At 35.0% G+C, this 14547-nt stretch carries 13 protein-coding genes; 3 read left to right on the top strand and 10 right to left on the bottom strand.

All coding sequences use genetic code 11. From position 1 onward, the window contains the following. Positions 1-324 precede the first annotated feature (324 nt). The 6 genes from rlmD to CLORY_RS00720 all read right to left on the bottom strand — a co-directional run bounded on the left by rlmD (position 325) and on the right by CLORY_RS00720 (position 7507). Positions 325-1683, bottom strand: a complete 1359-nt coding sequence (rlmD, locus tag CLORY_RS00750) for a 23S rRNA (uracil(1939)-C(5))-methyltransferase RlmD (protein ID WP_079421781.1) — start codon at positions 1681-1683, stop codon at positions 325-327. A 228-nt stretch (positions 1684-1911) separates the two neighbouring features. Continuing rightward, entirely contained in the window at positions 1912-3261 is a 1350-nt protein-coding gene (locus CLORY_RS00745) for an MFS transporter (protein ID WP_079421666.1), read from the bottom strand. An 11-nt stretch (positions 3262-3272) separates the two neighbouring features. Next, complete coding sequence (locus tag CLORY_RS00740; RefSeq protein ID WP_242954279.1) at positions 3273-5339, bottom strand: beta-glucosidase; 2067 nt, start codon at positions 5337-5339, stop codon at positions 3273-3275. After that, the gene (locus CLORY_RS23600; protein WP_242954278.1) at positions 5336-6259 is read right to left on the bottom strand and encodes an AraC family transcriptional regulator; all 924 of its coding nucleotides are present in this window, start codon (positions 6257-6259) and stop codon (positions 5336-5338) included. Before CLORY_RS23600 ends, CLORY_RS00740 begins: the two co-directional genes overlap by 4 nt. A 415-nt stretch (positions 6260-6674) precedes the next feature. Beyond that, positions 6675-6887, bottom strand: coding sequence for a hypothetical protein (locus tag CLORY_RS00725; RefSeq protein ID WP_079421665.1), 213 nt, complete (start codon positions 6885-6887; stop codon positions 6675-6677). A gap of 80 nt (positions 6888-6967) precedes the next feature. Beyond that, positions 6968-7507, bottom strand: a complete 540-nt coding sequence (locus CLORY_RS00720; RefSeq protein ID WP_079421664.1) for a TetR/AcrR family transcriptional regulator — start codon at positions 7505-7507, stop codon at positions 6968-6970. Between the two features lie 130 nt (positions 7508-7637). On the opposite strand from CLORY_RS00720, the gene CLORY_RS00715 reads away from it, so the two are divergent. Then, positions 7638-8267, top strand: a complete 630-nt coding sequence (locus tag CLORY_RS00715) for a DUF6064 family protein (RefSeq protein ID WP_079421663.1) — start codon at positions 7638-7640, stop codon at positions 8265-8267. Between the two features lie 224 nt (positions 8268-8491). On the opposite strand, the gene CLORY_RS00710 is transcribed toward CLORY_RS00715, so the two are convergent. Further along, positions 8492-8995, bottom strand: a complete 504-nt coding sequence (locus CLORY_RS00710; RefSeq protein WP_079421662.1) for a GNAT family N-acetyltransferase — start codon at positions 8993-8995, stop codon at positions 8492-8494. A 257-nt stretch (positions 8996-9252) separates the two neighbouring features. Here CLORY_RS00710 and CLORY_RS00705 point away from each other — a divergent pair, with 257 nt between their 5' ends. Then, positions 9253-9480, top strand: coding sequence for a DUF896 domain-containing protein (locus tag CLORY_RS00705; RefSeq protein WP_079421661.1), 228 nt, complete (start codon positions 9253-9255; stop codon positions 9478-9480). 11 nt (positions 9481-9491) lie between these two features. Then, a complete protein-coding gene (locus CLORY_RS00700) occupies positions 9492-9962 on the top strand; it encodes a GNAT family N-acetyltransferase (protein ID WP_079421660.1) in 471 nt (156 codons plus the stop codon). Between the two features lie 118 nt (positions 9963-10080). On the opposite strand, the gene CLORY_RS00695 is transcribed toward CLORY_RS00700, so the two are convergent. The 3 genes from CLORY_RS00695 to CLORY_RS00685 form a co-directional block, all read right to left on the bottom strand. Next, positions 10081-10746 carry an ABC transporter ATP-binding protein gene (locus CLORY_RS00695; protein ID WP_079421659.1) on the bottom strand — a complete coding sequence of 222 codons (666 nt, stop codon included), beginning with the start codon at positions 10744-10746 and terminating at the stop codon, positions 10081-10083. Positions 10747-10770: 24 nt separating this feature from the next. Next, positions 10771-13359, bottom strand: a complete 2589-nt coding sequence (locus CLORY_RS00690; RefSeq protein WP_079421658.1) for an ABC transporter permease — start codon at positions 13357-13359, stop codon at positions 10771-10773. 145 nt (positions 13360-13504) lie between these two features. Continuing rightward, positions 13505-14446 carry a sensor histidine kinase gene (locus CLORY_RS00685; protein WP_079421657.1) on the bottom strand — a complete coding sequence of 314 codons (942 nt, stop codon included), beginning with the start codon at positions 14444-14446 and terminating at the stop codon, positions 13505-13507. Positions 14447-14547: the final 101 nt, after the last annotated feature.

Genomic DNA, 14547 nt, shown 5'->3' with positions numbered 1-14547 from the left:
TCACCTCTGCATCATCATATCACTTTCGCTGCCTTTTGTCAAGAACATCTTACTTATACGCTGCTCAAAAGCAGCGATTTCGCGATTTTCAATTAATCGTACATTTCTTCTCCTATACCCAAGTCACATCTATTCTATCTCCTCAACCCTATGAAGTTATCTAATCTGTCAACTCAACCCCATGCACTTTATTACAGTCGACCTGTTTCCTCAATAAACAAAAACAAGGATTTTCAAGATTAAAAGGCACTGCCAGACATCGGGCAGAAAACCCTCCAACCTTGGAAATCCTTTATTTATCCGTACTTTGAATAGACCTTATTTCTACACCCTTGACATCAAGACAACACACTCAACGTGCCCCGTCCACGGAAACATATCCACCGGCTGCACTTCCTTAGTCTTATATCCCTTCTCCTCCAACAGCTGCAAATCCCTTGCTAGAGTAGCTGGATTACAAGAAACATAAACAATCTTCTTGGGAGCCATATCGGAAATAGCCATAAGCAGTGAAGCTTCGCAACCTTTCCTAGGAGGGTCTACAACCACAACATCTGCCTTGATTCCCTTTTTAATCATATCGGGAATTACAACTTCTGACTCACCAACAAAGAATTCAACATTATCCACTCCATTGAGTCTAGCATTCTCTTTTGCATTTTCTATAGCCTCTGGTATTATCTCTACACCATAAACCTTCTGAGCCTTCTGAGAAAGAAACAAGGTAATTGTTCCAGTACCGCAGTAAGCATCAAATACTATCTCATTTCCAGTCATTCCTGCATACTCAAGTGCCTTACCATAAAGCACCTCTGTCTGAACAGGATTTACCTGAAAGAAAGACACGGGTGATATGTTAAATTTGAATTTTCCTATATAATCCGTTATGTTGTCACTACCCCATAAAGTTTTATTCTCAAGCCCAAGTATTACGTTCGTCTTCTGCGAATTGATATTCTGAATTATGCTCTTTATACCCTCTATATTTTCAGCAAGCAGTGTTATAAGTTCCTGCTTGCAGGGAAGTTTTTTACCATTAGTCACAAGCACCACCATAACCTCACCGGTTTTAAAGCCTTTTCTGACCATAACATGTCTGAGTACACCTGTACGCTTCTTTTCATCATAGGCAGCAATCTTAAATTCCTTCATCCATAACTTTGTAACCTGGATAACTTTATCAGCAATTTCATCCTGAATATAACATTTATTTATATCCACTATTTCATGGGATCTTGCCGCATAAAAACCTACCAGATTCTGTCCATTAAGATTCCCCACTGGCAGCTGAACTTTATTCCTGTACCTATAAGGATTTTCCATGCCAATAGCATCATGAATAACAGCTCCACTAACCTTGCCTATGCGTTCCACACAGTCACGTACCCTATCAGTTTTAAACCTTAGCTGCTCTTTATAGTCCATATGCTGAAGGCCGCAGCCTCCGCAGCGTTTATATATTGGACAAACCGGCTCAATTCTGCTTGGAGATTTTTCAACTATCTCTAAAAGCTTTCCAAAGCCATGGCTCTTGTTCAATCTGACTATTTTAACCTTTACCTTCTCGCCCTTTAGTGCTCCTTCAACAAATATAGGAAAGCCATCAGGTTTTGCTACTCCCTCACCTTCATATCCTTCTGAAACTATATCTAAAATTAACTCCTGATTTTTTTCTAAATTCATATTAATTAATCCTCTTTCTTCATAGCATAAGTAGACTATCTTCATGCAAATTATATCCTAAAAGCTTTGGATGCACAAGAAATTCTATACCTCCAAACTGTTTCATTTACTATAAATATCTGCATATGTATATATTTTTCTAATTATCCATAAATCATACTAACTCTTGTTCAATAGAAAATCGCCCATAAAAATTTTATCGGCGATTTTCAAATTCTAAATTAACTTTTATTTATTTGATCTTCTTTCTGCTAAATCTCTTGAAATCTGAGGATAAATCTTATCAATGTTAGCAAACAACAAAATGACCAAACCTATTGCAAATAATGCCAACGGAACTGCTGTGAACACTAATTTGATAGCGTTTACAGTTTCTACTGCCTGAGCCTTAAGAGTACCGTTATAATTACCCCATGCAAGTCCCCATCCAACGATAGCAGCACCAAGTCCTGCACCAACTTTCATTCCAAAGCTCGTAGCCGAATAAGTAAGAGCATCAATACGTTCTCCTGTCTTCCATTCACCATAATCTATAACATCAACAACCATTGCGAATAATCCTGCCGTATGAGGAATACCTCCAATACCCAATAATACAAGTCCTGTAATCGTTCCTGGTAAGGAAGCAGGCATTACAAGCATAATAACAACGCCAAGCATTTCTAAAATGTAGCCAATCACAAGGCTCTTCCATTTTCCAAGTAACTTAGAAATCTGTGGATAGATAAGGTTACCAATCATCTTAGGTAAAATAAAGCATAATGTCAAAGTTCCCATTAATGCTACATTTCCTAGTACATCTCTAGCAAAGTAGATACGAATACCATTATTAATACCAAGTGCTGTATAGTTAATTACAAAAATAAGAGAAATTAAAACGAAGTATTTATTCATAAATAATATTTTGAAGGAATGCGCAATTGATACTTTTTCTTTGTCTTTGTCGTTTTGTTCTTCTTTTACTTCAACAAAATTACGCTCTTTAGTAAAGAAAAAAGTGATCAGTAACAGTATGACTGCAATAAGACCAAAAATAGTGGCCATTCCGGTCCAACCAAATTTGTGAACTAATTTCATGGTATTATAATTGATAATTAATACAACACCCATTGTGCAGAAGAATCTTATCGAACTCATAGTAACACGGTCCTTAGGGTCTGGAGCTTCCAGAGACAGTAACGTATTGTAGCCAAGGTTACAAGCAGTATAAATTACTGCCGCTACGATAGTATAGGAAATAGCAGCATATGCTATTTTAGCGCCACTACTAAACGACCCAGGTACGCTAAACAGCAATATAAGTCCAACTCCCATAGGTATAGCAGACCAGAGAATCCATGGTCTTGCTTTTCCCCAACGAGTATGTGTTCTGTCAATGATAACACCCATTCCTAAATCAGAAAATCCATCTACAATTCTTGACAGCAGCATGATAGTACCTATCACTGCTGCACTGATACCAACACTGTCTGTATAATACAATGTTAAGAAAGAGCCAATTGTTGTCCAGACAAAGTTACATCCTCCATCGCCGACTGCAAAGGCAAGTTTTTCATTAAATGATATCTTATTCTTCATTTTCTTTCCTCCTAAATTGTAATCGTTGTCTTTAGTAGATCCTTTACCGCACTACTTGTCCCAAGATACACTTCGTACTCCATATGTTCTACTTCAAACGCATTCTTATCTTCATTAAACCAAGCAAGTTCTGAAATAGGGCAAGATACAATGACCTGACGTTTTTCACTCTGCTGTAAATGTACTCTTTTAAAGCCTTTTAACGTTTTCACAGGTCTCTCAACCTTGGACTGTTCAAATCCTACATATAACTGCAGTACTTCACCCCCCTCGCGGTTTCCAGTATTTTTCAATTCACAACACGCATAAAGTACATCATCTGTAACCCATGCTTTTATCTTATCCGTGGTAAAAGATGTATAAGATAATCCAAATCCAAATGGAACTTCTGGTTCAATTCCCTCCTTTTCAAGTTTTCGATATCCATGAAAATACTCATAATACTGATGCTCTGCATCCCAATCTACCTGCGGTAAATCACTTTCCTTCTTTGGAATTACGAAAGGAAGTTTTCCACTTGGATTGACATCACCATAGATAATTTCTCCCAAGGCTGTTCCACCTTCCATTCCAGGATAGTAGGCCATTATTATAGCATTTACAGAATCCTTCCACTCATCTATCATAATGGTACTGCCACCAATTAAAACAGCTATGGAATTCTTATTTACAGGTCCTATACTTTTCAATAACTCCACATCGTCTTTGTGAAGACCCAGGCCAGTTCTACGATCTCCGCCAATTGCATCTGTATAAACATCTTCCTTATTCGGAGCTACAAACTCACCCTCGTCATTAAAATCATATCCTACAACAAAGACTACTGCACTGGCAGATTCCGCAAGTTTCCTGCAATGGTTCAGATCATCACCATCGTAGTAAATTACCTCTGTATCGGAAGATGCATTCATAATTCCCTGTAAAGGTGTAACTACATAGGGTGGAAAAACCTGGCTGGAACCTTTGTCACCGGTTGCTTCGCTCTGTGCTAATTTGCCAAAAACAACAATCTGATTTATTGTTTTCTTATCCAGTGGTAATACATGATCCTGATTTTTAATTAGAGTAATACCTTCTCTTGCAGACTGCAGCGCCAGCTGTATGTGGTCTTTGCAGCCGACCATGTCCATTTTTACTTTTTCCCTATCTTCTGTAAAAGCTAATATTGTTCGTATAATGCGGAGGGCTGCATCATCAATCTTACTTTCATCTACCAGACCTTCCTTTACTGCATTTACAAGATTTTCACCAAAGAATTTGGTTACGCACATCTCCATGTTCTGACCACCGTTTACTGCTTCTACCGTGTCCTTTACTCCCCACATAAAGTCACTCATGATAAATCCATCAAATCCCCATTCTTTTTTTAAAACCTGATTTAATAAATACCCATTGTGACCGCACATGGTTCCTTTATAGAGATTATAGGCACTCATAACAGATGCTGCTCCGGCATCAATGCACTTTTTAAAATGCGCTAGGAATATCTCTCTTTCTGTCCTTTTACTGCAATCAATATCTACCTTAAATCTTGCATTTTCCATTTGATTAAAGGCAAAATGCTTTAAGCAAGCTATAACTCCATGCTTTTGTACCCCTCGTACCAAAGCTGCACCCATCTCACCTAACTCAAATGAATCCTCTCCATAGGTTTCCTGACTTCTTCCCCAGCCTGGATTGTAAGGCAGGTTGATACATACCCCTGCAAAAAGATTTCCGCCAAATGCAAGTACTTCCTTGGCTATTGCCTCTCCTATCTCTTCCTCCAACTCTGTATCAAAAGCTGCACCTCTCAGCATAGAAACCGGAAAGCAGGTACTTTTCGCATTTCCACAGACAACTCCTCTCGGTCCATCGCAAAAAAGCATGGGAGGAACTCCTTTTTCCGGTATACCACCTGCGGGATACGGGAACTGGTTATAATGCTCTTTTGTCAATTTTCTTATGGCGCCGCGCACCTCTTCAAACTTCATCGTACCACTCATCAAAGATACCTTTTCTTCTAATGATAAAGTTTCCACAATGTGCTTTGCCTTATCAGTAAATAACAGCCTTTTATCTCTGTTGTATTTCATCATTTCTTGTCCTCCAATATTTTCAATAGAATTCGTTTTGCTTCACTTTGCTCAAAATCCAGGTATCCTTTTAATTTAGGACTTTCTTCCATATCTATTTTTTGTTGACGGTATTCATTTGGTGTCAATCCAGCATTCTTCTTAAAAAGACGATAAAAAGTATTCTCAGATCCAAATCCGCATTCATCAATAATACATCCTATGCTCTTATTTGTATTTTTCAGTAACTTTTTTGCTTCGTTTACTCGTAAGGTATCAAGCATTTCTTTCAGAGAAATCCCCACATGTTCCTTCAAATACCGGTATACTGTCTTTTCTCCCATACCAATTTCTTTATAAAGTCTGTTCACAACATCCTCTTCTGACATATTGTCTTTCAAATAATCAATGATTTTCATCAGCATAGCTGCATCTGTGTCAGACTGCTCTGTCTTCAAGTGCATATCATACTGTACATATTCAAATAAATCTGCAATTAAGCCATAAATCTCAGCTCTTAAGCGATAGCAGCTTTTCTTATCCTGCTGGAGTGTAAGTAATACAATCCCAGCCACTTTTTTTACAAAGTAGTTGTATTCCTTTTTTATGGGTTCTTCATTCACTACACTATTCAAGTAGAAGCGATAATAAACGTTATCATTATTCTCCTTTTTAAAAAGTGCAGGATCTAGCTGCAAAATCATGCAGATGTTCTTATCCTCACTTTTTATTTCATGCACAGTCTTGGAATTCACCAGAATAACATCTCCCTGATACAAGGTGATTGGCTTTGGGCTAACACTTATTGTAATACTGCCTTTCAGTACAACAATTAGCTCATATTCATAGTGCCAATGAAAACTGCTGCTCTGAATAGAGGCGATAAAAGTATTAACTGGATATTGATTTTTAAATTCAATTGTTTCGAAAATATATGAGCTCATGTTATTTTCCTTTTTGTAACTTATAATATTATGATAAAATTATATCCCATTTTTATATTTTTTGTTGTCATTATCTGTTTGTTTCACTCTCAAAAAAGGACATTTTAACAATATATTTTATAGTACATACTCAAGTTTATGCTAAGAAATCTTCTCAACTATAAATATAAAGATATATTCATATCATAAAAATAGGATTGACATACAAACGGTTAAATAAACCTAAGTACTCAATCCATCATCAAATTTATATTTAATTTTTTCTCTTATACTCACAATTTCGCTTTACAACGGCTGGAATAGCGGTATCCATATCTATGGAATCTGAGTGCCTTTCTCTATAGATTTCGCCATCTTTAATGCAGCTGCAGTGCCTTCATCAAATGTGAGTTCAATCATATGATCTGATCCTTATCTATTTATTATTATAAATTTTTACCTCCACACCATATTCACTAGGCGTTACCTTAGCTGTCAGTTCAGCTTCTGATAAAAACTGTAAATCTGCGCTATTGGTTACTATTATAGGAGTACATTTTTCTAATGCTTCACCATTGTTTTCAATGAATACGCTACACTTATTACCATTAAAATCCTTGCCTTCAAGCAGATATATAGCACAAAGCATTAAATATAGCTATTTTTTTAGTGGCTCTTATGATTTTGCAATTATGAGATACCATATTGAGCAAATACTTTATCTCTCCGCTAACCTTTCTTCAAATTTAACACCTCATTTACCACCTCCGCCATATCCTCTGGAGTCTTTTTACATCCATCCTCCAGCCATTTAATCAATAGGTTCCAAAAGCCACCCGCATTGTAAAATGCTACGTATTCTATGCTTTTTTTGTCCTTTGTTTCCAGTAAGTGAGCCTTGTATTTAACATATACCTTAGGCAGTAGTTCATTGAACTTAAACAATAAAATATGAATTAGTTTTTCTTTATGCAGAGTTAATAGAAAGCCCTTATAATTTATCCAAAACGAGAAAAATATTTTCGCTACATTGGTAAGTGAAAGATTCTTCTGCTTTTCAAATAGTTCAAAATAGTCGAAACATAGAGCTTCTGCATATTCCTTTAAGATATCTTCTTTTGACTTATATAATCTGTAAAAGGTCCTTCTAGACAAGTCTGCTCTAGAACAGATTTCTGTTATTGAAATTTCTTCATATGATTTTTCTGTCATAAGAGCCAATAATGCATCTGTAAGCCATTTTATTGATTGCTGCTTTTGTGGATTCATCTTCTACCTCCATGTCACAAAAATGTAGTTTTGTAGCACATATGCTAACTTTATTGACAGTGATTATCATTGTATTTATACTAAAAACATGACATGTCACAATTGTAACACTTTTTAAGGAGGAAAATCTATGAACGCTTCATTATTTTGGAATGTAATCGCAGAATATAATAAACATACACTTTTGATTCAATTTGTTCTTTTATCTTTTATAGCTATAAGCATAATTGCTGCTTATCTTAAACATATTAATTTCTTACCTAAAATTGCTTTAGGAATCAGCTGTCTGTTTATTGGTATAGTATTTTTCTTATATTATGGTACACAGCCTATACAATTCTTCTTTGCAGCACCCTTATATATAGTCAGCGGCATACTTTTTATTTATGAAGCTAAAATAAATAAAGCTGACGCAATAAAAAAGCCAAGTATAGTTACATCGATTTTATTTATACTTGTACTGCTCTACCCAGCAATCAGTTATATGCTAGACCATAAATATCCATTTACAGTATTATTAATAATGCCTTGTCCTTTAATAAGCCTTTGTATTCTTATTTATTCCTGTTACAGTAAAAGAAACAGGTTGCTTATGCTGCTTCTAATCATATGGGGGATGACGGGAATAAAATCTTTAATTTTCAACGTGCCTGAAGATTTAATTCTGCTGATTTGTGGATTTTATGGTATCTATCTGATGATAGCCGCCAAAAGTAGTGAAAAAGGCTTGTTAACTAAGCAAATTTCAAAGGAGCCATAAAATTTTATAAAAAAGCAAGATAGACCGGATAAAAACTATATCCTTTAATCTAATCTTGCTTTTTTAATTAACAACAGCAATTTTTCAGGAAGCTTCCAATCCCTGTAAGGAAGTAAACGAATAAATGCAATACTGCCTACCCGCCACATAACAAATAGATGAAAGCTAATATTCTTGTTACTGTAATTAGATTGGGAAGGTTCTTCATTTCACACCTCTATTATTTATAGTTTCTTTTCCATTAGATAAAATTTACCCTTTCTCCAATTTACCTCGCCTACAATTTTATAGCGTTGCTTATTATACATTTTTTGTGCAAAGGGATTTAGTGAAAAAGCATCTAATCGTATGCTTTCTACACCTTCTCCTTTTACTTGCTCTTCAATATATGTTAGTGTTGCTGTTCCAATACCCTGCTTTTGAAATTTAGGATTTACACATAATCTATGAATAACCTTATAGGTTGCTTGTGGATATTCCCACTTTCCGTCTGCATATTCTTCATCGCAATAACAGTTCAAAGCAAATACGCACGCAATCTCCGTATTAACTTTACCAATATAAAGCTGCTTCTTTTCAATATCCTCTTGAAGGATATCTCTACTTGGATATATTTCATCCCATTGAGGAATATTATTTCTATTCATTTCTTCGATGGCTGCAGAAAATACCTGAAATATTTCTTCTAAATCTTTATCTTCCGCAACACTAAATTCTATATTATTCATTTGTGCTCTCTTCTCCTTTAAATTTTTAATCCCAGCAATCAAGATTTGAACTTTGCCAGCCTACTTAATTATTGGTAATTATATCATATATGTTCACTTATTTACATACATCATCCAAATTAGGAAAGCTTCAACTACGCTTTCTCTTCAAACTTACAACCTGTGTAAGGTGCCTAACCCCTTTTATTTAATTTCAGCTTCTTATATAATAAATTAGTATATAGATATATAGTTTCACTTTAGAGAGGATGAATTAAATGGAGAAAAGCAAAATTGACCGTATAAATGAATTAGCACGAAAAGCAAAAGAAGGCACTCTTACTGAGGAAGAATTAGCTGAAAGAGACGCACTTAGAAAAGAATATATCTCAGCTTTTAAGTCAAACCTTAAAGCCACCTTAGATAATACAGTGGTTATTGAACCAGATGGAACAAGAAGAAGTCTAGGGCAGAAAAGCAAGCCTTCTAGTGGATATAAGAATTAATCAGGTTGTTTATGGTAATTAGGGAAATACAAGAAAAAGATAATGAACAAGTGGAGTCACTTATCAGAACATGTTTGATAGAATTTGGAGCAAACAAACCAGGCTGCGCATGGGAAGACAAAAATCTAGGAAGATTCTACCAAGTTTATCAAAATGAAAAATCTAAGTATTGGGTTGTTGAGGACAATAATAAAATTGTAGCTGGATGTGGTATAGGTCCATTAAACAATCTGGAAAATGTATGTGAATTGCAGAAGATGTATTCTTTAAAAGCTGTAAGAGGAACTGGAACTGCCAATGAGCTGCTGAAAATCTCCTTAGCATTTGCCAAAAAATATTATAAGGAATGCTATTTAGAAACCTTTAGCAATATGGTTGCAGCAAATAAATTCTATAAAAAACACGGTTTTATTCAATTGAACGAGCCACTGATTCAAACTGAACATTATGCTTGTGATGCATGGTACATAAAATCATTGTAAGATATTATATAATTACATCTTTTTAACAGTACATTCAATTTATGAGGTAAGAAGTAGAAACTAAGAAGTAATAGTTTTTGAGGAAATTCAGTCCAAAAGCTGAATTTCCTCCTAACCTCTAACTAACAATCTTTCCATCTTCAATTCGAATAATCCTGTCTGCCAGCTGGGCTATCTCTTCATTGTGCGTAATCATAACAATGGTCTGGTTAAAGGTTTCACAGGTTATCTTTAATAAGCCTAATGCGTCTTGGCTGGTTTTAGAATCAAGATTTCCTGTTGGTTCATCGGCAAGTACAATTGCTGGTTTTGTTACAAGTGCACGGGCAATTGCAACTCTTTGCTGCTGACCCCCAGAAAGCTTGCCTGGAAGGCTCTTTAGTTTTTTCTCAAGGCCAAGTGTTTCCACGATTTTATTTATGTATTTTTCATCAAGCTTTTTTCCATCTAGCTTTACTGGAAGAACTATATTTTCCAATACATTTAGTATTGGTACCAGATTATACTGCTGAAATATAAAGCCAATTTTTCTTCTACGGAATATAGTAAGTTCATCATCATTTAATGAGCTAAGCTCTTTTCCATCAACAGCAACTTGTCCACTTGTCGGAAGATCAAGTCCACCCATCATATGAAGAAGTGTTGATTTCCCGCTTCCACTCGTTCCAACAATAGCTAGAAATTCTCCCTTCTCCACCTTGAGATTTACCCCATCCAGTGCATGGACCTCTGTCTCCCCTTTTCCATAGAATTTCTTTAAATCTTTTACCTCTACTATTGTCATACTCAAACTACTCCTTTCGACTCCCTACTCTACAACGTTTATATTTTCAACAATACTGCCGCCGCGAAGTTCTTTAGTTATTACCCTTGATACAACATTGCATATGATCAGTATAAGAATGCATGCTGCTGCCAATATTTTAATATCGTTATGATAACCAATCTGAAGATAACTAATCTGAGACCTTTTATATAGGGCTAGCGTTATAGGGAATGATGCAATACAAGTAATTATGCTGGCTATTCCTCCTAGTATCATATTTTCCAGCCGAATCATTTTACAAATCATATCATGTTTTACGCCAATGGCTCTGTAGATGCTGATTTCTTTCTTCCTTATATAAATTCTATATTTTAAATTATTTACAATATTTATCGAAGCCAGCAGCAGAACAACAAATGCTATTCCATAGGAGTATATGAGCTGCTTTCGATAAAGATTATCCATATCTCGTGTCTCATCAATAATACTAATAGCCGATGCTCCCTGATTCTTGATGGTTAAACCAACAAGCTTATTATAAACATGCTTCAGATATTCTGCCCCCAAGGATTTATCAACTGATAGAGCAATGCTATCAAAAGCTTCTTCCGAATGAATCTTTTTCATCTGTTCCTCACTTATAATCAAAGATGGATAAGCATTTGCCATATTAGAAACCTGCCTCATATATGGATAATAAACAATTGCAGCAATTCTAAACTTTTTATAAATATATCTGGCGTCTTTATCCATAAACTTATAGTACTTTTTTACATTTGTCTTAAAGTCTGCTCTATATTTAAATGTAACTTCATCACCAACTTTATAATCCATAACGTAATATCCGGATTTAAAATAATTCTGTGACCTGCGCCAGTCATTCTTTGCAATTGTCATAGGCATAAACATGACAGCTGAATTTTTCTTCATATGCTTTGGATTATAATCCCCTTGTATAACATAATCACGAAGATGTTTTAGCGCACTTTCGTTATAGGCCTTTAATTCTGACAAATAAAACTGATCAGTTCCATCATTTCCTTCATAACTGTCAAAAGAAAAGTTTCCCTTACTTGCTCCTCTATCAAAAAAATGAAAATAAGCTTTATCCCTTGCTATCTTTTTATCATCTATTACTCGAATTGGTAAGGCCCTTTGAGTATTGATTTCTTCTACACCTTTTATTTTTTGTATGCTTTTTAAAACATACTTTGAAAAACCAGTGGTAAGTAAATCATCATAATTTTTTTGAAGCTTAAAATCTCCATTATAGAAATAATATTGTTTATCAATACCATTCATTGTACGAGTTAAACCTGCTTGATAAAATAATCCAACAAACAGACATGCTCCGATGCTGAAGGATAGCACAACAAATATTGTTGATTTTATATCCTGAAATACATACTTTAATGCTATGGCTTTGTAAGGCTTTTCAGTTTTGTTAAAAAAGCTTGTCATTAAAGCATGCTTACCATCGTTATTGTAAGATAGTCCCCCATGAATAATTGCAATAGCTGTTTTTCTATTAATCATATGGCTGGTAATAAACACGATAACTCCTACAATTAACCCAACACCAGAAATGCATAACATAATTTCTACTATAGGAATATCTAAGTTTATTGCGTAATCCTTTCCCCAAAATACAAGCTGCATAGTTTTATCCCTTGTGAGCCAGCTAATCAGTAATGCTATTACGAATCCCGCAGCTGCTCCTATTGGTATGCTGGCTAAATAAATTTCATACAATTCCGCTGCAATAAGCTTTCTTATCTGCCTTTTCTGCATACCTACTGCTCTTAAGATTCCATACTGACTGCTTCTATTCATGAGTGAAATACGGTAGACTCCAGCAATTACAATCGTGCATACACCCAGGAGCAGTAAAACTGTAAAAAGATTTATTTTGTTAGACTTTGACTGATAATACTCATAGTCACCCACAGGATAATTGTATTGCATCTGCTTATCTTTTAACCTAAATCTGCTCTTTATCTCCTTTCCTTCTTTTTTCACATTTACTCCGCTTTTATATTTCAAAAACAAGCCTGCCTGCTCATAATCATCTTTAAATTTAGTATAAAACGCTATTCCTCCATAAGTTTTATTAGCAGCATTATCACTGATGATTCCAACAACTTTATAGGTTACTGTTTTCTGACCTTCATTTGAATTGTAAGGATCAGTGACCTTCACAGTAAGTTTACTTCCGGGTTTCGGTTTTACTTCAAGGTTTTTAAAGCACCATGCCTCCCCTATAATCTCCTTTTTATTTTCCGGCATTCGCCCTTTTAAAATTTTGGTTCTTTCTAAAACATAGTCTTTGTTTGCCGCTATAACTGCAAATTCTTGTTTTTCTTTTCCTTCCCCGGAATATAAATACTTGCTAAGTTCAATATATTTCAGTCTATTGTCACTGCTTATCCTCTTTATTTGCTCTGGTGTAAGCTTTTTAAAAGCTATATCATAAGCTCCTCGAATATATTGCTCCGTCAAAGATTGAATATGATTATCCGTATGTGTTACAATCAGCAGACAAACAGCTAAAGCAATGGTCATAACCATACTCAGCAAAATAGCAAGGGTATTCTTTTTGTAGTTTTTTATATATTCCCTATGCAGTTTCATACTACATCTCCTTTATCAAAACTCGATTAAAAAAGCCTGTATTCTTTACAATACAGACTATACCACTTCAATATTTCCAACCTGTTTCTCAAATATCACAGTTTTGAAATAAGTTATATAATTTTAACTAGAAAATTTATATAATTTATCTAAGTAAGAAAACCGAAAAAGTAGAACCCTCACCAATCTTGGACTTTACCTTAATATAGCCATTTTGTGCGTTTATAACCTCTCGTGCTAAGTATAAGCCTACTCCTACTCCAGCTTTATCACTTACCTCTGTAGAGCGATAAAATCTTGTGAATATCCTGCCTTGCTCCTCTTCAGCAATACCAATTCCATTGTCCTTTATATCAATTCTTAAAAAAATCTGATAAGGTTCAACGCTAATAGAAACTTTTCCACAAACCGGTGTATATTTAATAGCGTTATCCACAATATTCATGATTGCTTCCTCTGTCCACTTAGCATCAAATACTGCCTGCTCTTGCGTTTTTGTAACCATCAGCTCTATTTGCTTATGTTTTGCCTTAGCCTTCATCTGATTATCCACCGCTGACAAAACCTTCTGTATATTATCTTTTTTTGCATTTACAGTTATTATTCCATTTTCAAGTCTTGATAATTTTACAAGGGATTGAATTAAAAAATCTAATTTATCTGCTTGTTCTCTGATTGCAGTAATTTCCTCTTTCATTCCATCCTCATAACTGCTGCCTAACTGTAATGCCTGCTCCTCAAGCAGCTCAGAATACAGCGTTATATTAGCGATTGGCGTGACTGTCTGATGAGAAATATCAGAAATCAGCGTCTGAATTTTTTTCTTTTGATCAGCAAGATTTGAAGATGATAAACTGCTGTCGTTCAAAAACCTCCACATACTGTTTTCGATGGAGGATAGTTTTGTCTCATCAAATTTTTTCTGTTCAAAAGAGCCGTCAATTGCAGCAGCAATCATTTCCTCTATGCTATTTGCCAATTTCTTATAGCGCTTTCTATGATAAATAATAACAAATATAATTGCAGCAGCCAGCACTATAATTAAAGCAGCCATAAAGCTGATAAGATATTCATCCTTTACTGTCATACATATTCCTTTCTAAAATCTAAATAAATTGCGAACCAAGAAAGTGAATTAAAAGAAGATAATATTTAGTAGTTAGTGCATGTTTTAAATAGGTAAGAGAA

Source organism: Clostridium oryzae, assembly GCF_002029235.1.
GTDB lineage: Bacteria > Bacillota > Clostridia > Clostridiales > Clostridiaceae > Clostridium_AE > Clostridium_AE oryzae.
The sequence above is the reverse complement of the archived record's forward strand: the minus strand, read 5'-3'. Positions and strand labels throughout refer to the sequence as shown.